Annotated in this window: 14 protein-coding genes and 1 pseudogene; 4 read left to right on the top strand and 11 right to left on the bottom strand. The window is 55.7% G+C overall.

Annotation, left to right across the window (positions count from 1 at the left end; all coding sequences use genetic code 11):
• The first annotated feature begins 182 nt into the window (after positions 1-182).
• The 3 genes from HMPREF2981_RS08010 (at position 183) to HMPREF2981_RS08000 (ending at position 5,584) form a co-directional block, all read left to right on the top strand.
• The gene (locus HMPREF2981_RS08010; protein WP_070662208.1) at positions 183-1,256 is read left to right on the top strand and encodes a 3-oxoacyl-ACP synthase III; all 1,074 of its coding nucleotides are present in this window, start codon (positions 183-185) and stop codon (positions 1,254-1,256) included.
• A 133-nt stretch (positions 1,257-1,389) separates the two neighbouring features.
• Entirely contained in the window at positions 1,390-4,320 is a 2,931-nt protein-coding gene (locus HMPREF2981_RS08005; RefSeq protein ID WP_070662205.1) for an alpha/beta fold hydrolase, read from the top strand.
• A gap of 115 nt (positions 4,321-4,435) precedes the next feature.
• Positions 4,436-5,584: an NAD-dependent epimerase/dehydratase family protein gene (locus HMPREF2981_RS08000; RefSeq protein WP_070662202.1), complete on the top strand. Its 1,149-nt coding sequence runs from the start codon at positions 4,436-4,438 to the stop codon at positions 5,582-5,584.
• Positions 5,585-5,592: 8 nt separating this feature from the next.
• Here the strand turns inward: HMPREF2981_RS08000 and mutM are convergent, their stop codons facing one another.
• From mutM to HMPREF2981_RS07950, 10 genes and pseudogenes are all read right to left on the bottom strand, one after another.
• Positions 5,593-6,588: a bifunctional DNA-formamidopyrimidine glycosylase/DNA-(apurinic or apyrimidinic site) lyase gene (gene mutM / locus HMPREF2981_RS07995; RefSeq protein ID WP_070662199.1), complete on the bottom strand. Its 996-nt coding sequence runs from the start codon at positions 6,586-6,588 to the stop codon at positions 5,593-5,595.
• A gap of 78 nt (positions 6,589-6,666) precedes the next feature.
• Entirely contained in the window at positions 6,667-7,353 is a 687-nt protein-coding gene (gene rnc / locus HMPREF2981_RS07990; protein WP_004004884.1) for a ribonuclease III, read from the bottom strand.
• A gap of 17 nt (positions 7,354-7,370) precedes the next feature.
• Positions 7,371-7,574, bottom strand: coding sequence for a 50S ribosomal protein L32 (gene rpmF, locus HMPREF2981_RS07985; RefSeq protein WP_004004885.1), 204 nt, complete (start codon positions 7,572-7,574; stop codon positions 7,371-7,373).
• A gap of 30 nt (positions 7,575-7,604) precedes the next feature.
• Entirely contained in the window at positions 7,605-8,132 is a 528-nt protein-coding gene (locus HMPREF2981_RS07980; RefSeq protein ID WP_004004887.1) for a YceD family protein, read from the bottom strand.
• A gap of 208 nt (positions 8,133-8,340) precedes the next feature.
• Positions 8,341-8,838: a pantetheine-phosphate adenylyltransferase gene (gene coaD / locus HMPREF2981_RS07975; RefSeq protein WP_070620704.1), complete on the bottom strand. Its 498-nt coding sequence runs from the start codon at positions 8,836-8,838 to the stop codon at positions 8,341-8,343.
• Positions 8,832-9,449, bottom strand: a pseudogene (rsmD, locus tag HMPREF2981_RS07970) (16S rRNA (guanine(966)-N(2))-methyltransferase RsmD); the annotation flags it as partial. The pseudogene rsmD and the gene coaD, both read right to left, overlap by 7 nt.
• 68 nt (positions 9,450-9,517) lie before the next feature.
• Positions 9,518-12,871, bottom strand: a complete 3,354-nt coding sequence (locus HMPREF2981_RS07965; protein ID WP_083313876.1) for an ATP-dependent DNA helicase RecG — start codon at positions 12,869-12,871, stop codon at positions 9,518-9,520.
• A gap of 128 nt (positions 12,872-12,999) precedes the next feature.
• Positions 13,000-14,214 carry a DAK2 domain-containing protein gene (locus tag HMPREF2981_RS07960; protein WP_246825405.1) on the bottom strand — a complete coding sequence of 405 codons (1,215 nt, stop codon included), beginning with the start codon at positions 14,212-14,214 and terminating at the stop codon, positions 13,000-13,002.
• A 55-nt stretch (positions 14,215-14,269) separates the two neighbouring features.
• The gene (locus HMPREF2981_RS07955; RefSeq protein WP_141756678.1) at positions 14,270-15,355 is read right to left on the bottom strand and encodes a thiamine-phosphate kinase; all 1,086 of its coding nucleotides are present in this window, start codon (positions 15,353-15,355) and stop codon (positions 14,270-14,272) included.
• A gap of 81 nt (positions 15,356-15,436) precedes the next feature.
• Positions 15,437-17,209, bottom strand: coding sequence for a transcriptional regulator (locus HMPREF2981_RS07950; RefSeq protein ID WP_246825403.1), 1,773 nt, complete (start codon positions 17,207-17,209; stop codon positions 15,437-15,439).
• Positions 17,210-17,484: 275 nt separating this feature from the next.
• On the opposite strand from HMPREF2981_RS07950, the gene HMPREF2981_RS07945 reads away from it, so the two are divergent.
• On the top strand, positions 17,485-18,075 hold the full coding sequence (locus HMPREF2981_RS07945; protein ID WP_371326227.1) for a DUF3515 domain-containing protein: 591 nt from the start codon (positions 17,485-17,487) through the stop codon (positions 18,073-18,075).
• A 111-nt stretch (positions 18,076-18,186) separates the two neighbouring features.
• On the opposite strand, the gene HMPREF2981_RS07940 is transcribed toward HMPREF2981_RS07945, so the two are convergent.
• Positions 18,187-19,311 (bottom strand): D-alanine--D-alanine ligase family protein, encoded by a 1,125-nt coding sequence (locus HMPREF2981_RS07940; RefSeq protein WP_070662187.1) that lies wholly within the window; start codon positions 19,309-19,311, stop codon positions 18,187-18,189.
• Between the last annotated feature and the right edge of the window lie 84 nt (positions 19,312-19,395).

Raw genomic sequence — 19,395 nt, 5'->3', positions numbered from 1 at the left:
CGCCTTGATATTCTAGGGATGTTTGCCATGCGGCGCACGGAGTCATAAATGCGGAATTTCGGACTTTAGGGCGCGGGTACGGTAGATTTAACTAAGTCGACGATGCGGAGAGCGCACCAGCGCCTCCGCTATTTCTTCGTTGTACCCATCATAGACGTACCTCCCTGTAAAGGTCATACAGATTGTCCGAACACACTGCAGCCGCGACTTCTGACGCAGATAAGCCCGGCGTAAATTCTGATATCCGGCATCGTAACGCTGCTTTACTTTCTATCGCGCATGAACTTCCTCCCCGTGTAGTTACAAGCTCATATTTTGACGAACAATTGTCCAACACCTATAAGCGTCTGAAGATGCCTAAGGGGTTACTGGAGCGTCTGGCGGGGATTAGCGAACGTCGTGGCTGGGCTGAGGGCCAAACTTTTGAAGATGGTGCCGTTGCTGCAGCAGAGAAAGCGCTTCAAGCTGCGAAGGTTGACCGGGACCAAGTGGGGCTGCTCATTAATGCTTCTGTAACCCGCGACAATTTTGAACCCGCAGTATCTGTGGGTATTCACGACCGCCTTAATCTGCCTCGTCACGCCCTAAACTTCGATATTACGAACGCCTGCCTAGGGTTTGTAAACGCTATGACTGTGGCATCTACGATGATCGATTCCGGTGCCGTTGACTACGCTCTCGTTGTTGCCGGTGAAGATCCTTCCCCGTGGCATCGTACCGCCCTGCGGATTTTGAGCCAGCCTCATACATCTCGTGAGGATGTGCTCGCCCAGTTTGCTACCCTCACCCTCGGCTCGGGTGCGGCGGCGGCGGTACTCGGTAAGGCAGATGCGCATCCCGAAGGGCACCGCATCATCGGTTCAGTATCGCGTGCGGGAACTGAGCATCGTAATCTGTGTATTGGCGGCGAAGCTGATCAGGGCATGAATACTGATGCCGCTGGTCTTCTTGAGCATGGTCTGCAGCTGGTAGCTCAGGCTTGGGAACAAGCTCATGAGGACGGCTGGGAGTGGACCGATATGGATTCCTATGTGACTCACCAGATTTCTAATGCTCACACCAACGCTATTATCGAAGCCGTGGGAATTAAACGCGACCGTATTCCGCTGACTTTCCCCGTTTGGGGTAACGTAGCGGCAGCGGCACTGCCTATGACTCTTGCGGAATGCGCCCCCACCTATAAAAAAGGTGACCGTATTCTATGCATGGGTGTGGGTTCCGGTTTGAATACTGCGCTCATGGAAATCGACTGGTAATGTGAATTAGTATCGTCTCATCGCGTGGGAGCCTCGGCAGGTGCGGGGCTCCTCACTGTATCGGTACATAGCCCCACGCCAAGGTACTCTGAATATCACCGGCGACGAGCCGTCGCAACAGCAAGGACAGTATATGCGCCACCTTAACTTCCCGAAGACCCAACCACCATATAACCCACACGAGTGGACGGGCGTTGATCCTCGCTACTCGCACATGCTTGAGGTACCTACCACCGCCCCGATTGAGGTGCGGGCCGCCCAGGCGCAGGCACGACGGTGGCATTACCTCGACAATACTCCAGCGCTTCAGGAACATGGGCTTGACCCTATCGGCACGATCCTGTGCGTACACGGCAACCCCACCTGGTCGTATCTGTGGCGTACCATACTCGATGCCGGCGTGAACAGTACAGCACCGTGGCGTGTTATCGCTGTCGACCAGCTCGATATGGGGTACTCCGAACGCACTCACCTCGACCTGGAGGACGAACGGCGCTCGCTTGAAGACCGCATAGCAGACTTGAGCGATTTTACCCGCGAACTCGGGCTGGATAAAACCGATAAACCGGTGGTGACCCTCGCCCATGACTGGGGCGGTTTAATCTCGCTGGGCTGGGCGATTGAACACCAAAATATTCTTTCGGGCGTCATGCTCACGAACACAGCCGTGTATCACGATGGTGTTGAGCGCATCCCGGCGGCGCTGCGCCTAGCTTTGGGGGTTCACGAGCTGGGTACACGAGACTCTACAACTTTTCTAGACGTTACTCTGGGGCTGGCACAGAACCAGGGCCGGGTGCCCTCCGAAGGTGAGCCAGGCTCTTCGGAACGGGCTCTAGCCGGGCCACAGGAATCCCAACCGCGTGCGCTTTACCCCAGCAAACTTCACGAGGGAATTCGCCGCACCTACCGGGCGCCTTATGCGCATCCGGCGTGGCGCGAGGGTATCCGCAATTTTGTGGGCGATATTCCCACCGGAACCTATATACCCTCATACGCTCATATGGTGCGCATCGCGGAAGGTGTTCGGGATTTGAAGGTTCCCGCATTCTTCCAGTGGGGTACTAAAGACCCGGTTTTTCAGCGGCGCTACCTCTTCGATCTGATGGATCGTTTTCCCCAGGCCAAGGTACACCGCTATGAAAAGGCGTCGCACCTAGTTGCCGAAGATGAAGATATTGCCGCCCCTATCTTTGCTTGGCTGGGGCAGAACTTCGGCACGCTCGTTGAGGGTTATCTAGAGAAACCGGTCAACGCAGAGGCGCAGCATCGTGAGGCTCGGCGAGCTTTGGACGAACGTATTCGGAATCTGAAAACTTCCGAAGAAGCAGCACACGAAGAATTCCGCCCGATGATAGCAGCGTTGAACGAACGCGCGCAGGACACCTCACTCGCAATTGTAGATATGGACTCCGCAGGCGATGGTACCCAGGTTGCAGCACAGCTTACGTGGCAACAGCTCGCAATGCATGTAGATGCGGCGGCGGCGCGCCTGCACGCCCTAGGGGTACGTCCCGGTGACCGTGTGAATCTGATGGTGCCACCTGGGTCACGCCTGACAACGCTTATTTATGCGTGCCTTAAACTGGGCGCAGTCATTGTGGTGGCGGATACCGGTTTGGGACTTACGGGCCTTACGCGCGCACTCAAGGGCGCCAACCCGCAATTTATCGTGGGCATTCCCGCCGCTCTCGCCGCCGCACGATCCCTGTTATGGCCCGGGCACCGCATTTCCGTAGAACCGCTCGGTAAATTCCAGGATCGGGTGCTCGGTGTAGAAGGTTCTGTCTTTGAGTCCGCTCACAAACATTCGGCGCGTTCTAAAACATCCGAAAACACACTCAGCGCCCCTATTGCCACTCCTGCGGTTATCGAGTTCCCCGACCCCGATCCGGATGCGGATGCCGCTGTCCTGTACACTTCCGGCTCAACCGGCCCCGCAAAGGGTGTTGTGTACACCCAGCGCCAGCTGGCGGGTATGCGCGATGCCATCGTCAACACCTACGGGTTCAAGTCCGGGTCAGGTCTGGTAGCTGGATTCGCACCCTTCGCACTTCTAGGCCCTGCACTGGGCGCTACGAGTGTTACCCCAAAGATGGATGTGACCAAGCCCAAGACACTCACCGCAACCGCGTTAGCCTCCGCAACCGAGGCAATTGGCGCATCCACCGTCTTCGCCTCCCCTGCGGCACTCGTGAACGTGGTGGCCAGCGCCTCCGAACTCACCGATTCGCAGCGCACAGCCCTAGCGGGGGTCACCACCGTGCTGTCGGCTGGGGCGCCTATTCCTGTTCCTCTGCTTGACGAACTCTCGAAGCTGGTGCCTCATGCCTCACTGCACACCCCTTATGGTATGACCGAGGGGTTGCCGGTTACCGATGTATCTTTGGATATGATTCGCCAGGCACTAGCTGAGGGAACCCCAAATGCCGAGGGCGATATTCTTGATCCTTTTGCACGAGATGGGGTATGTGTAGGGTACGCGGTATATGGTGCGGCGGTGGCGATCGCTCCTTTGCAGGAGGATGGAACCGTGGCTTCGGAGATGACTCACGAACCGGGGGTGACCGGTGAGATTTTGGTATCGGCTCCCCATGTTAAAGACCGTTACGATACTCTGTGGGTGACTGAAGAACAATCGATTTCGACCCCCGGCTGGCATCACACCGGCGATGTGGGGCATCTGGATGCCGCCGGTCGTCTCTGGGTTGAGGGGCGCTTGGCGCATGTTCTTTTGACTGCCCAAGGTGTGCTGACCCCGGTTGCCGCCGAGCAGTCCGCTGAGACCTTGGATGCGGTACGCCGCGCCGCACTGGTCTCGGTCGGTCCTGCAGGCACAGCCGCACCCGTGCTCGTCATTGAGGCCGCCGACCGCAAGCTTAAGCAGGGGCAGGCACCCTTCGAGCTGAGCCGACAGATCCGCGAGCGTGTTCAGGACGATACGGGTATCGAGCTGGCGGCTGTGTTGGTTATCAAGGAGCATCCGACAGATATTCGCCATAACTCGAAGATTGATAGGCCTGCCCTTGGCGAGTGGGCTTCAAAGGTACTTGCGGGTGCTTAGTTCTTAAGATAGCGGCGAGAGGATACGCAGGGAATCTGCCTGATACTGTTCTCCCGTCATGTTTTCGCATATAGATTCTTGAAGATCAGGAGAAACCTGAATTTTGGAGGCTTTTATGGCTACCCCGGCTCCTTTAGCGGCTCGGTATACCGACCCTGCGCCGCGGTCTTTGCGTCCTGTCGATGAATCGTATTTTGCTGCCCGTAGCGGCGAACGTGTGCTTATTACCGGTGCAAGCGGTATGCTCGGTCGTGAAACCGCCATCGCGCTGTTGCGTGCTGGGTATGATGTGCGCGTATTCCAGCGCAGTGATGCGGGTATTGCAGCGCTGCTGCCAGATACGATACGCCCTCGTTTCGATCAGGTTCGCGGTTCTCTTAATAATGCTGAGGTTATTGAGCAGGCTCTTGTGGGAGTGGACGGCATTGTGCATGCCGCTGCGAAAGTCTCGGTTTCGGGCGATTGGGAGGATTATGAGCGTACCAATATTGTGGGCACGCAGGCTCTTCTGGATGCCGCTATAGAGCGTTCGATTCCTAAGTTTTTGTATGTATCTTCTCCTTCGGTTGCTCATGCCGGAACGGCTCTCATCGGCGAGGGGAACGGGGTGGCATCCCCCGAGCATGCTCGCGGAAACTATGCTCGTTCCAAGGCGACGGCAGAGCTTGCGGTTTTGGCGGCGAACGGCACGAAGCTCGCCTCGGGATCTACCTTGCGCGTGGGGGCGTTACGCCCGCATCTGATTTGGGGACCGGGCGATACTCAGTTGGTGGAGCGCATCCTAGATAGGGCTCAGTCCGGGCGGCTGCCCCTGCTTTCCGGGGGCACAGGTCTGATCGATACGCTCTATATTGATAACGCGGCGGATGCGCTGGTACGTGGTTACGAGCGCCTAGAGTCAATAGCCGGGCGCGCGCTGGTGGTCACAAATGGTCAGCCCCGCACGATTGCTGAGCTGATGAGTGGTTTCTGCACGGCGGTTGGGGTTCCTGCGCCGCGTTTCTCGGTTCCCGCACCGACGGCGGCTTTTGTGGGGCGTTTGATCGAAAAGGTGTGGGGGCGTCTGCCGAAGTCGGTAACAGCCGGAGATGAACCTCCCATGACCGAATTTTTGGCGGAGCAGCTTTCAACGGCGCACTGGTTCGATCAGAGGCTCACCCGCGAACTTTTACAGTGGGAGCCCGCCGTTACGATCGACGAGGGGTACCGTCGTCTGGGTCTTTTCTACGGGGATAAATATTCACGTTCCTCTTCAGCAGTGTAGGAAAAACGTTAGCTGATTTTTAGCCCGCGCGGGGTGCGTTGGCAGTGCGGGCAGCGGTATGAGGAACGGTTCATAAATGGTTCACGCACAATAATGCTGGTGCGCCCAGCCTCTAAGCACCGGCGGCAGGGTTCGCCGGCACGGCCGTAAGCGTTCAAGGACCTATCAAAATAACCGGACTGCCCATTGACGTTCACATAGAGCGCATCGAAACTGGTCCCGCCTGCGTGTAGCGCTTCGGTCAGTACCTGGTGTACGGCGGCGAATAGCTCCCGGGTTTGGGCGGCACTGAGAGATTTTGCGGGTTTTGCGTAGTGTATTCTGGCACGCCAGAGCGCCTCATCCGCATAAATATTCCCGATCCCAGATACCACGGACTGGTCCAGAAGCAGGCGTTTAATGCCGCTGGAGGTACGCAGCATGATGCGGCGAATCTTTGCCACATCAAAGTATGGATCTACCGGGTCACGCCCAATATGCTCAACAGCTTCAGGAACCAAGAGCTCCTCTGGTATTTCCTCCGCACCAGCGAGCGAGGCGCCCGCAGGAATGCCGGGAACTACTTCCGAAAGGAACATTCCACCGAAAATACGCTGGTCGACAAACCTTAATTCGATGGTTTTACCAATATCACCATTGGCGGGTTCGAGTTCAAGTACGATTTTGAGGTGCTTCTCAGCGGGGAATTCTGGAGTCTTCACGAGTAGCTGCCCGCTCATCCCCAAATGAATAACAAGCGCGTACGGCAGTAACGTGTCATCGCTGTCACCGGGTTTCGGGGAAGGCTCGTTATCAGAGGCAGAGAGCGTGAGCCACATATACTTACCGCGCCTATATGCCCCGCGAATACGGGTTCCTTCTAAACGCATCGTAAAATCCGCAGAACCCCCGATATGGCGGCGAATAGAGCGTTCATCGAGAATGCGTACCCACTCGATTACACAACCGACAGCATGATGATGCACACCCTCACGCACAGTCTCAACCTCGGGTAGCTCCGGCATCTCTCCCCTTCACAGCGTCATGAACTCGCCACTCGGCACAAGAGCTAGTTTCTCCCACCGGGCGGCGCAAACTTATTTTTAGACTAGTATGCGATACGCAGCTTCTGCGGCGAGACGCTCTGCTTCCTTCTTGCTGGGTCCGCTTCCGGTACCCGCGGTCTGCTTTGCCACGATAGCGCGGGCAGTATACACGCGAGCATGGTCGGGGCCTTCTGCTTCGATCTCGTAGGTTACATCTCCCCAAGACCGCGAGGTTACCAGCGTCTGCAGATCGGTTTTCCAGTCGCGTCCGGAATTGAGAATTTGCTCGTCTTCTAACATGGGCGCAATCAACCTCAGAACGAGCTCACGGGCGGCTTCCCGCCCCAAGCTGATGTACGTTGCTCCAAAGATAGCTTCCATGGTGTCGGCAAGAATCGAATCTTTATCGGCACCTCCCGTAAGCCTTTCCCCCTTACCTAGACGGATATGCTTACCCAGCTCTAGTTTACGGGCGGCTATTGCCAAAGCGGGAGCCGAAACCACCACATGGTGCAGTTTCACGAGCTCACCTTCGGGAAGTTCGGGGTGGCGGCGGTACACCTCCTCTGCAATGGCGAGAGAAAGTACAGAATCACCCAGGAACTCTAGGCGTTCATTATGCTCTACTCCGGGGTTTTCAAAAGCGTAGGAACGGTGTGTGAGAGACAGCAAAAACGTCTCGGCGTCAATATCGACACCGAGACGTTCAAGCAACTCCCCAGCTTCGCTAGGAATGTTAGTCATCAGGAATACTCGTGTGATTAAGCGTCGGCGACCTTACGGCCCTTGTATTCCAGGAACAGGGCATTGCCTGCAGCGTCGGTTACAACCTTTGCCTGGTGAGGCAGGCTGTAAGTCACGCGACCGTTTTCAACAGTCTTAACCAGCGGCGGCACAGATGCCTTCCACTGGGAACGACGCGCGCGGGTGTTAGCGCGGGACATCTTGCGCTTGGGAACAGCCACAGCTATCTCTCATTCTCTCGTAACAACAATTTAGTTTTCGGTATCCTCGCTCAGCAAGCCCTGTAAGGCTGACCAGCGCGGATCCAACACCTCGTGATGATGCCCGGGGTCTTCCTCCAGGCGCGCTCCGCATTCAGAGCACAGTCCCTGGCAGGTTTCCCGGCAGACGGGCTGGAACGGCAGTTGAAGGATTACTGCATCCCGCAGTGCCGGCTCAAGGTCAATAGATTCACCTTCAACGGCATACTGCTCATCGTCTTCGTCTTCGGGGCCGCCAGAGGGGGCCTTCTCGAAAACAAAAAGCTCTTGTATGTTGGTCGACATTTCGTAATCAATCGGATCCAAACATAGGCTACACTCGCCGTGTACATCCACTACGGTTGTGCCGCTTACCAGGATACCATCTACTACCGACTCCAGCCGAATGTTCAGATCCATGTCGGTGCCTTCTTGTACACCAATCAGGGCATTACCCATCTCAGCGGGTGCCTGTACAACCTCGTCGAGGGTTTCCATAGATCCGGGACGGTGCACCAGATTTTTGACTGACACCACCAAATCAGAGGAGTTTTGAGGTGAAATGGCATATCTCCTTATACAAAATGCTTAAACCAAAGAGATATTCTATCCGCTCAACCGCCGTTAATCAAGGTTCGGGCGGCAAACTATGACATTCGACGCATCAAAATTCACATAAAATACGCGCAAAACCCAGGAAAAACGCCCTTGATCGTGGGAGAATCGCGCATAAAACTACGCAATCGTGTTATCGGCCCGATACCTGTGAGTGCTTAGCGACGAGCGCATCCGAAACCACACGCGGCACATAAACCGAAACGTCACCGCCTAAGGATGCAACCTCACGGATAATCGTCGAAGAAACCCCGCCGAAGCGGTCTTCCCCCGCCAAGAACGCTGTCTCCAAGTTTGCCAAATGACGGTTCATACTCGCCATTGGAGCCTCATACTCGTAATCCGCCCCCGAGCGGAGGCCCTTAACAAGCACCTGGGCCCCGTGTTCCTGAGCCCACTGTGCCAAAAGTACCCCCGGCGGAATAACCTCAACCTTCACGGTGGTAATACCGCGCTCTGCTAGGGAACACTCTACTAGGTTCACGCGCTCCGACAGAGAAAAAAGGTATTTTTTAGAGGAGTTATGCGCGACCCCCACGAGCACCTCATCAAAGAGCGTAGCGGCGCGAGCAATAATCTCCAGGTGTCCATGGTGAATCGGGTCAAACGATCCGGGGCAGATAGCTAACATGAAGCATTCTCGCTTTCGGCGGGTTCAGAACCAGTATCCGTATATGATTCATCTGGTTCAAGATAGTACAGCACCGTCTCGCCATATTTCTTCATTGCAAACCGGTGCAGCTGAGAGTTCCACGCAGGTTCCGCATCGCGTGAGGAACGCTCCACGACCACGATGGCACCCTCCGCTAAATTCGGGGCGATGACACGCAAAATATCAAGAACCTGCTCTTGTGTAAACGCATATGGAGGGTCAAGAAATACAAGATCCCAGGGGCCGCTATGGACCGCTACATAGCTTTGCGCGCTCCCTTGAGTCACTCGGGTAATACCGGTTGCAATTTTCGACGTTGCCTCAACATTTCGGCGGGTTATCTCACATGCCTTTGGGTACTTCTCCACGAACTCGACGGATGCGGCGCCCCGCGAGAGCGCTTCGCATCCGAGGGCACCCGACCCGGCATAAGCATCAAGAACACGCGCTCCCTGCACAGCATCATAGCTCTCCAGCTTCGAGAAAAGTGATTCCTTCACCCGCTCGGTCGTGGGGCGAGTGTTCTCCCCCGGCACCGAGGCAAGGCGTAGACCGCCAGCGGTTCCGGCAATAATACGGCTCATGCGTTCCTCACGTCTGTTTGTTGATAGTCTCTAGTGGCGGAGGCCCAAGGTAACAAAACCGCCAAACCCGTGTGTTAGCCACGCCCCAAAAATGCCTCACGGTCGGCATCAAGCGCCCGGTCAATCGTACGTGCCAAGTTCGGATGCTTCGCCAGCGTGGGATCCGCCGCGATCAGCGCCCGCGCATCCTCACGAGCGCGCTCAATAATGGTCGCGTCGGCGAGCGCCCGCAGGAATTTAAGGGTACTCTTCTTCCCGGACTGTGCGGCACCTAGGATATCACCCTCTCGGCGCTGCTGCAGGTCTATCTGCGAAAGTTTAAACCCGTCGGTGGTGGCCGCTACCGCGTCTAGACGCTCGCGGGATACTCCCCCGGCCTGTTGCCGGGTAACAAGCAGGCAGGTTCCGGCAAAACCGCCACGCCCCACGCGACCGCGAAGCTGGTGCAGCCCGGAAATACCGAAGCGATCGGCGTCCATAATCATCATGAGGGTTGCGTTCGGTACGTTCACACCCACTTCAATAACAGTGGTGCTCACCAGAATATCTATCTCGCCGCGTTCAAACGCGGTCATTACAGCAGTTTTTTCCTCGGGGTCCATACGCCCATGCAGGCTTGCAATCCGGGTTCCAGTCAGCGCCGGATTCTGTTTTAGATAGGCGGTCATCGCAGTCACGGAAGTCAGGCGTATTTTGCCGTCAGAACTCTGAGAACCTTCACGCCCGGCATCGCCGAAGAGCTGCTGGCCTTCTTCAAGTTCTTCATCGTCATCGCCAATTTTGGGAACCACCACGTAGACTTGGTGCCCTGCATCAATCTCTTCGCGAGCGCGTGTCCACAGGCGATCTGCCCAGGTCGGTTTTTCCGCAAGCGGTACCACATGGGTTGCGGTCTGCTGCCGTCCGGCGGGCAGCTGATCGAGTACGGAAACATCAAGGTCACCAAACACGGTCATGGCGACGGTACGGGGAATGGGGGTTGCCGTCATCACCAGACGATGCGGCAGCTCGCCGTTGTTCCCACGCAGAGAGTCACGCTGTTCCACACCGAAACGGTGCTGTTCATCGACCACAACCATGCCAAGGTCGCGGAAGATGACCGTGTCCGAAAGCAGGGCGTGGGTTCCGATTACCACGTCGGCGGTGCCGTCGGCGATCTCGGCGAGTACGGCACGCTTGTGTGCACTAGGCATTGAGGCGCTGAGTAGCCTAACCCGCACACGATGCTCGGTTTTTTTGCTTTCTTTTTGGTTTTGGGGGTGAAAAAGCGTAGTCTCATATCCCGGTATACCCTCGGTATCCGCTAAATCCCCAAGAATATCGAGGATCGAGCGGAAATGCTGTTCGGCGAGCACTTCGGTGGGTGCGAGCATCGCGGATTGCCCACCAGAGTCGGCTACCTGAAGCATAGCGCGAAGGGCTACCACCGTTTTGCCCGAGCCGACATCGCCTTGCAGAAGCCGATTCATGGGTGACGGTGAGGCTAGATCACGGGAAATTTCCTTGCCCACTCGTTGCTGCCCCTCGGTGAGCTCATAGGGAAGCACGTTCAGCAGAGCATCTGCTGCCCCATCCGGCAGAGCGGACCGGGCCACGGTGGCGTGGGCGGCACGTGCGGCGTGTAACCGGGCCAAGGCGCTCTGCAGAACAAAGGCTTCTCGGTAGCGCATCTGAGCTTGAGCGGCGCGCCAAGTGTCCTCACTATCGGGAGTATGCAGGGCGCGATAGGTCCACTCCAGCGAAGGGACTTTTCGGGCGCGGCGTATTTTATACGGTATTGGGTCTTCAAGCTCTTTTAGGGGCACAGATTCGATGAGCTGAGCAATAGCGGTCGCGATGCGATCCGTTGGCAGTTTCACCGGAGCACGATAAACGGGAATGGGCGCCTCGGCACGTTCGGGGGCGTTCGCATTTCCATCGTCTGAAAGCAGGGCGTAATGCGGGTTTGTCAGTGTATACTCCCCGCGATAAATCCCCACCTTCCCGGAGAACATCATGGTTTCGCCAGCATGGATCTCGCGTGCCGCGGTCCATGCGTTGAAGAAGGAAAGCTTCATGGTGGAGCCCACCCGCCCAGTTCCTGATATATCCGAACTGCCGAATATATGTTGCGGCACGCCGAAGAAATTATTCCCGCTGCTCTGTTGTCCGTAGGAATCCGCATAGCCCGAGTAACCGGCGGAAGGCACGGCTAATCCGCTCACGCGCGGGTTGGTTTTACCCGCAGACATTCGTTGCGGTGTATTGGCCCTGCCCTCGCGTACGGCGAAGGTACCTGATGAAGAATTATCGACCGAATTCTGGTCGGATTCTGCAAGGGTATCGGTAATCGTGACTTCGGTGATTTTTCCTCTGCGTGCCGCCATAGTTCGGGTCGAAACGTTCGTGACCCTGGCGATAATTGTCACGTCCTGTCCCTCAACAAGGTCGGCAAACCGGCTAAGTTCTCCACGAGGCAGGTATTTCCGTGGAAAATATTCCAGCAGCTCCCCCACCGTGCTTATGCTCAGGTGAGTTTTGAGGGCGCGTGCCGTTGCCGTCGGCAGGTAACGTGTTAAGGGTGCGTTTTCCAGGCGTTTCTCATCGTTATAGCGTGCTAAAACCTGCGACCGTGCGGCACGTTGCTGTTGCTTTTCTTGCTCTTGAGAAGAGTCCGAATTATATTTTATATTCCGCACTCGCGCGGCTGGCTTATCTGTTTTCTTTGGGTCGGCGGTTTTCTTGCGCGCAGGTTTCTTTGCCGGTGTTTTTACGGTATTCTTTGGTTTGCTCTTTTCCTGATGCGACTCTTCCACATGAGAATCGAGGCTATTTTTTTGTTCCGAAGAGGAGGTCTCTGCACCTGATCGAGTATGCTTAGATTTTTTTGGATTGGTTCGTGTGGGTTTCGCTTTCTTTGCTGCCGGTTTTTGCGATGCTGTTTGTGTGCTCTTCTTGGTTTTTCCTCGGATAGACGTTCCACGCTGGGACGGTGCTTCGGTACGTGCCGTATACGCAATATCAGCCAGTTCGTACAGTTCCGCTGTCTCCATATTCTGAGCCGCCGCGCCCAAAGAAGCACGCAGAGCATCCACAATACGCTGATACTCCGAGCTTTCACGCTGATGCGCGAGGGTGGAGAGCTCCGTTAACGTTTTAGTACCGCGTGCATACTCGGCAAGGTCGCGAACCGTTACATATTCATGGGCTACAAGTTCGTCCTCAGAGAGAATGGCAGACGATTTGGGGTCAGAATGCTCGGTATCGGTTGGCTGCTGTTTGGCAGCTTTCTTGGCCTGTCCAAGACCGCTTTCTAAAAATTCATCAGCAAAAAGGCTGGGAGTAGCGCCCTCATTATGCGCTTCTTTCGAGTTTTGAGGTGACACGCTTTCCCTCCTTTCTACTCGCAGCACTCCGTCATCCCGAATGCCTTCGGCTCGAACGGTCATATAAGACGTATCGTAGGTTTAATACTACCGTTGCGCATTTGGGGCACGCTACGAACCTCGTCAGCTCATGTCACCACGCAGCGCATACCCTGATCGCCCGCCCTTCCCGTGAACACAGGCTCTAGACATCAATCTTGAGAACACGATTGTGCGGCGCTCTCGTCCTCGTAAACAGTCAGCGAGCTTACTCGTTCGTCCGCTAATACACCGTAATGAGCGATAACTTTGCGGGCTTCTTCCAAAGACGGCACATGCACGTGTAAGGTCCACATATTGTTCTTGAAATCGAGCGGAGTGAGCAACAGCGAGTCGCCAAGCTCTTCTAATTCTGCTCGAAGCTGCACCAGAGTAAGGGGGTCTATAGTTAGCGTCCCCATGATCTCCCAGGTTGACCCTGGGTTTTCCCGAGTACCGGTCGCATCAGTATGATGCTCTGCCTGGTCCTGCGTTCCTTCGGTCTTTCGCGCTTTCCGAGCAGACGTACTGTTCGGCTTTGTAACATCTGTAGGAGGCTCCGCCAAGGCATAAACCTCCTGCGCAGGCATACGCGAGCTCATCCAGCGCGGATTTGATTGTACCGCTGCCAAATAAAAGCCTAGGGCACCTGCATCTACGTATCCCTTGAGTTCTGGCAGCGGCGGATTCTGCGCCGTGCCCTCAAGCGCTCGGCGCATCGTGGCGCGACGAAACTCTGCACGTGCCGTCACATCGGTAAGCTCCGATCCTGCACGATAGTGAAAACGGTAATCTGCGAGCGCAATCATAATCGCTACCATAGTGCCCTGCTCTAGGCTTTCATCCGCAATAATACGGCGTACTCGTTCGGCGGCAAGCGCTAACGCATAGCTCTCACGGTACGCGCTCTCGCGTGTACCGGTTTCCGTAACGGGTGTTTCGCGGTACATCGCCTCAAGCTCCTGAAGAAGTGTCAGATTATGTGCCTCTTCGCCCAGCTCTTCTGCTAAACGGCCGGGAAAATTCCAGTAGGTACGCACTGCCTCCAACGCCCAGGCGCACAGGAGCGTCCCAGAATTGCCGCGAGCCATCCGACTGGCTTGCACGAGAGCGTTCTCATAGATTTCACCCAGACGTTGGTTAACGCTCTGTATATCCATCGTGAGAGCGTGAAGATCATGCAGAAGGGCATCAAGCTCCTCACTAAAGGCCTTATTGAGGGCCTCTAAAGTGTGTACCAAATTCGAGCCTGTGTCCTGGTCGGGAACAGGGAAAGCGTTCAGAGAGTTAAGTGTGTCGCAATATACTCGCACCGTTGAGAGCGCCTCGCCAATCCACGTGACCCCGAAGTTAAGCGGGGTTTGTGCGGCAAAGTGCTCGCTCGTCATAACGTATCCTTCCCATCCGGGGTTGGGTAACCGTGCTCTTTCTAGCATACGACGGTTATGCTCGGTAATGTTCCCAACCATAGTTTTGGAGCTCATATCCATCGCACAGAATTCGTGATGCACTTCGTTCTTGAGCACTGCAAGAGCCTAAAGCGACAAATCCCTCAGGAATCGTGGCACCCGCCGGAAAACATGCTAAAAGCCCGTGGTCCTCGCCACCGCCCAGAACGCATTCATGGGCCAAGCTGACCGCAGAATCACCATGATCGTTATGAGGCTGATGTTCAAGAATAAGACTTGCCACTGGTACCAGCTCACGTGCCAGCTCGGTAATCGCAGGATCATTGAACACGATATCGACGCCGGATGCTTCGGCAATTCGACGCGCGTCTTTAACGAGTCCGTCTGAAAGGTCTAGCATAGCGTTGGCGCCGTATACTGCAGCGCGTCGCCCTGCGGGTATGGGCGATACGGGTCTTAGCTGATGGGTAACAGCGCGTTCGATACGTTCTTTCTCCGTAAAAGGCAGCTGCTCTATCAAGTCGAGAGAGCCTGTGATTGTCAGTAGCCGCAGCCCGGCATCAGCCCACCCGGTACAGCCCGCCAAAGCTACGGTATCGCCCGGTTGCGCCCCGGACCTCAGCACGGGGATTTCGCATCGTCCAACAGCCGTTATGGTAACGCTGGCATCACGTGCGCTACCTAGATCACCGCCGCCTACCGTACAGACTGTAGCGCCGCATGCATACAGCGAGTCGAGGATACCGCGGGCAAAGTCTTCAACCCAACCATAGGGGGTTTCGGGCGGCAGACTTAGAGATACAAAAAGGCTAACGGGTTCAGCACCCATAGCCGCAATATCGGCAAGGTTCTGGGTGGTGGCTTTCCACCCTACCTCGTAACCGCCGCTACGCGGACCGGCAGGCCAGATATCGAGAAAATCTTGCCCATGTACCAGAGTATCTGTGGTGATAACCGTGCGTCGATTATCGCCCGTGAGCACTGCGCAGTCGTCACCGGGACCTACTTCAAGCACCGGTTCCTGCCCATGTGCGGAGGCAACCTGGATTACGGAGCGGTTATGCTCATCCAGCATGGGCATAAACAATTGCAAAACACGGGACTCCCCCAGCTGAGCCAATGTACTCTTCCGGAGTGAGCTTTCCCGTGCTTTATGCTTTTTGGTCCGAGGGTTCATTCCCCAATAATCGCCCATACCCTGTTACCTGGCACGGATAAAGTACCGAATCGCCACAATGGTAATCGCGAGAATTAGCAGGGAGAAGAACGCCAACGGCACGAAACCTGAGAGTCCAGGGCCACGAGAATCCGTTGAACGTTCCTGAACGCTCTTAGGGCTATCGCCGTTCCGTTGCGCTTGCGAACCAGCGGACGTTGCAGGCGGACGGGCAACCGGGTTCACGGCAGATGGAACAGAATAAGAACCGTTTCTAGACTCCTGTGGATTCGCCATTCTCAAAGTTGGCGAGCCATTCCGGGCGTTCTCTCCACGGGACAAATATCCCTGTACCCAGTCCGCGGCGCCGGGGAACGCATTGGGGAACCCTGAATTTGTTGCAAAACGCCCCAACGTCGCGATGCTATTGGGGAAGGGTTCAGCAGATGTAGACGGCGCGGGTGCTGGAGAGACATTACTCGACGGCGTTGCTGAAGGGCTGGCATCTGGGGCTGGCGAGTCGTCAGACCCCGGGTTTCCATGCCCCGAAGGACTCGGGCTAGGAGTTGGAGCTGCCGATTCGGAAGCACTTGGGCTCGGGAACGGAACAGGCTGGCTAGTAGGCTGCTCCGAAGGCGCAGGGGTCCACCCAGGATCCTGAGACGGTGCGGGTGCGGGGTCTGCAGGAGTAGGTGTTACGGGCGACGGGGTCGGCGAGACCGGTACCGGTGTGGGGGTCACGGGTGTTGGCTTAGCCGGAGCCGGTGTTACGGGAGTGGGGGTAGGATACACCGGTGTCGGGTTGGCCTGTGTAGGCGTAGGGTTCGCCGGTACCGGTGTGGGATTCACCGGAGCAGGGTTAACCGGGGTCAGATCCGGACTAGGCACAATGGTCGGTACCGGATCAGGCGCAGGGTTAACTGGTGTTGGGTTGGCAGGCACAGGCTCCGGGTTCACCGGGGTCGGATTAACCGGTGTGGGCGTAGGGGTTACCGGTGTGGGATTCACCGGAGTCTGATCTGTAGGAGCCGGAGTAGGCGTCACAGGAGTAGGGTTGGCAGGCACAGGCTCCGGGTTCACCGGGGTCGGATTAACCGGTGTGGGCGTAGGGGTTACCGGTGTGGGATTCACCGGAGTCTGATCTGTAGGAGCCGGAGTAGGCGTCACAGGAGTAGCCGCTGGTTCTTCTCCGAGATCCGGGGAAGCTGCCTCAGCGTCGTCCTCAGCAGGAAGGTTCTGAACGGGAGCATCAGGAGTTGGAGTTACAGCCTCTGTTTCAGAATCCTCAGTAGGAACTTCGGCATCATAAGGCTGCGCCTGTGGACTCTCATATTCGGGGGTGACAGGCTGAACTTCCGCTTCATCTTCATCAGTTTTCTGAGCCGGGGTAGCTCGTTGCGCAGGGGTCTCGGTAGCCTCAGGAGTCCCGTCGTCCTGCTGGTCATAGTCAAGCGGAGGTGCAGCGGCAAACTCGGCACCTGCAATGGGAGATTCCGATTGCAGGGCAACGGCGGGTTGAGCAGCATAGGTCACGTTGCCCGAGGCCATGCCGTACATAGTCAAGGTAGCGGTTGCAGACGGCATGGGCATAGGAGTCACGGCATTTTTCTGACCTAAAGCTGCAAAGGTAGCTGGTACGGCAGGCTGCGTGGTAGCTTGACCGGGCGCGGCAGCCTCAGAGGTCGCAGGATGGTTTGCGACCTTCCCGGAAGCGCCACGTGCCTCCTGTGTCAGCGTTGCGGCGATCGGCACACTACCGAATGCAATCAATGCAGTCGCTAGGCTAGCCGACGCTACTTTGCATTGTCTGTTTCCCAAAAAGTGTCCTTATACCGAATAGCTACCGAACAATATGCGTGCTTGGGTGAGTCTACACCCTAAATAACAAGGATGTGCTTCTCTCAAAAGTTTATCGAATTTTAAGAATCTTTTCACGATCAACTATTAACTGTTACTTTCATGGTACCTGGACTATGGGCAAATTGTCGTGACTTTGAGCTTTAAATTGGTATTCAAATTTTTGCTTTCCTCTGATCTGCCGCGCTATGTTTCTGCGACACGCCAGTGAATATACCGTACGTTAGAATGAGAGAGTGACTTTTACGTCTTTTAACTTTTTCGTCATGTCCCCAACGAAGCGAGCAGGCTTGGGTCTTGCGCTCACCGGGGTGCTGTCACTCAGCGCGTGTGGAGCAGGCAATGTCAATCTTGATCCGGCTCCAGATGCCGCCAACCCCGTATGCGCTTATGCGATGGTTGCTATGCCAGAAAAACTCGTTGGCCTACAGCAGCGTGAAACTACGGCGCAAGGAACGACTGCTTGGGGCGAACCAGCCTCCGTGATTCTCAAATGCGGTGTTACCATTCAGGAACCCGTATCGGACCCATGCGCTGAGGTCAATGGGATAGATTGGGTACTGCGTCCCAAGGATGCGCCAGAGAACTCAGCACCGCCAGTCTCTGCGTCTTCCTCCGCCGCTGCAGGCCCTGAAAACCGTGCGACGGGAACGTGGACGGCAACCACGTACGGACGAACGCCCGCCATTGAAGTAACCTTCGACGCAGATAAGGTTTCATCATCAACTCTTCTTGCTGAGCTCAACTCGGCGGTCAAACAAATTCCGTCTCAGAAGAAATGCACGAACATCAACGATACTCTCAACGGTGTCAAAACCGGAAAATAGAGGATTCAATACCTCTGGATCCTTACCTTCAGTTCACTTCACGCAAACGCAAATTTTAGAGCCCTCAAGACCTAAGGTCTTGGGGGACTCTAATGCTGGAATTTCCTTCTATTAGCGCAGCCCTAAAGGACGCTCCAGCGCAAGAGTCAGCAGTTCATCAATCAGTTCAGTATAGGAAATTCCGGTGTTTTCCCACATGGTTTTGTACATTGAAATCGGGGTAAATCCTGGCATAGTGTTCACCTCGTTGATCACCAAACGACCATCCGGAGTATAGAAGAAATCTGCGCGTGACAATCCTTCGCCGTCAAGGGCCAAAAACGCCTTAACCGCCAGAGCACGCAAACGCTCCTGCATATCCTTCGGTAAATCGGCGGGGCACCGGGTAACTGCCGAAGACTTTGAGATATATTTAGCATCAAAATCATAGAAACCGTGGTCCTCATCAACAACCTCGATTTCGCCAGGGTATGATGCACGCGGCATATTACCGTGGTGACCGTCTAAGACGCCACACTCGATTTCACGCCCCACAATGCCAGCTTCCACAATAATCTTTGCGTCATGGAGGCGCGCTTCTTCGATAGCCGGAACAAGTTCCTCAAATTTATCCACTTTGGTAATGCCAAAAGAAGAACCTGCACGCGTGGGTTTAACGAACATGGGGTAACCAAGGGCGGTTATACGTTTAAGCGATTCCTCGCGCTCATGAGTCCATTGGCGATCGGTCACCACCTCATAAGGCCCGACCTCCAGCCCAGCCGACTCAAATGCAACCTTCATAAAGTGCTTATCCATACCTACGGCTGATGCCGTCACGCCGCATCCTACATAGGGCAACTCAGCGAGTTCCAGAAGACCCTGAATTGTTCCGTCTTCGCCGAAAGGACCGTGTATGAGGGGGAATACCACGTCAAGGGCAGGACCATACTCAAGATTTCCGTCAGCATCTACTAGGTGCACTCGCGAATCCCCGGCTCCAAGAGGCAGGAAAACCTGGTGCGAACCACCCGTAAACTCTGCATGTGCAGGGGCAGCGTCGAGAAGTGCACTCAGCTCTTCCAGATTCGTCAAATACCAACGACCGTCTTTTGTAATGCCAATAGTCACCACGTCGTAGACGCTGCTGTCAATGGCGCCTAGCACGCCTACGGCAGTAATCAGAGAAATAGGGTGTTCCGAAGAACGTCCGCCACACAGTAGAGCAACAGTTTTCTTCTGTGCGTTTTCGGTCATTGTATCTCCTTCGTAAGAGGGCGCCCCTCAAGCGCCCATGTCTGCGCACACGTGCTGTATTAGTTGTTTTATTTGCCGCAAAAA

The organism is Rothia sp. HMSC069C01, from assembly GCF_001814655.1.
Taxonomy (GTDB): Bacteria; Actinomycetota; Actinomycetes; order Actinomycetales; family Micrococcaceae; genus Rothia; species Rothia dentocariosa.
This window is presented reverse-complemented; position numbering and strand designations above follow the sequence as displayed.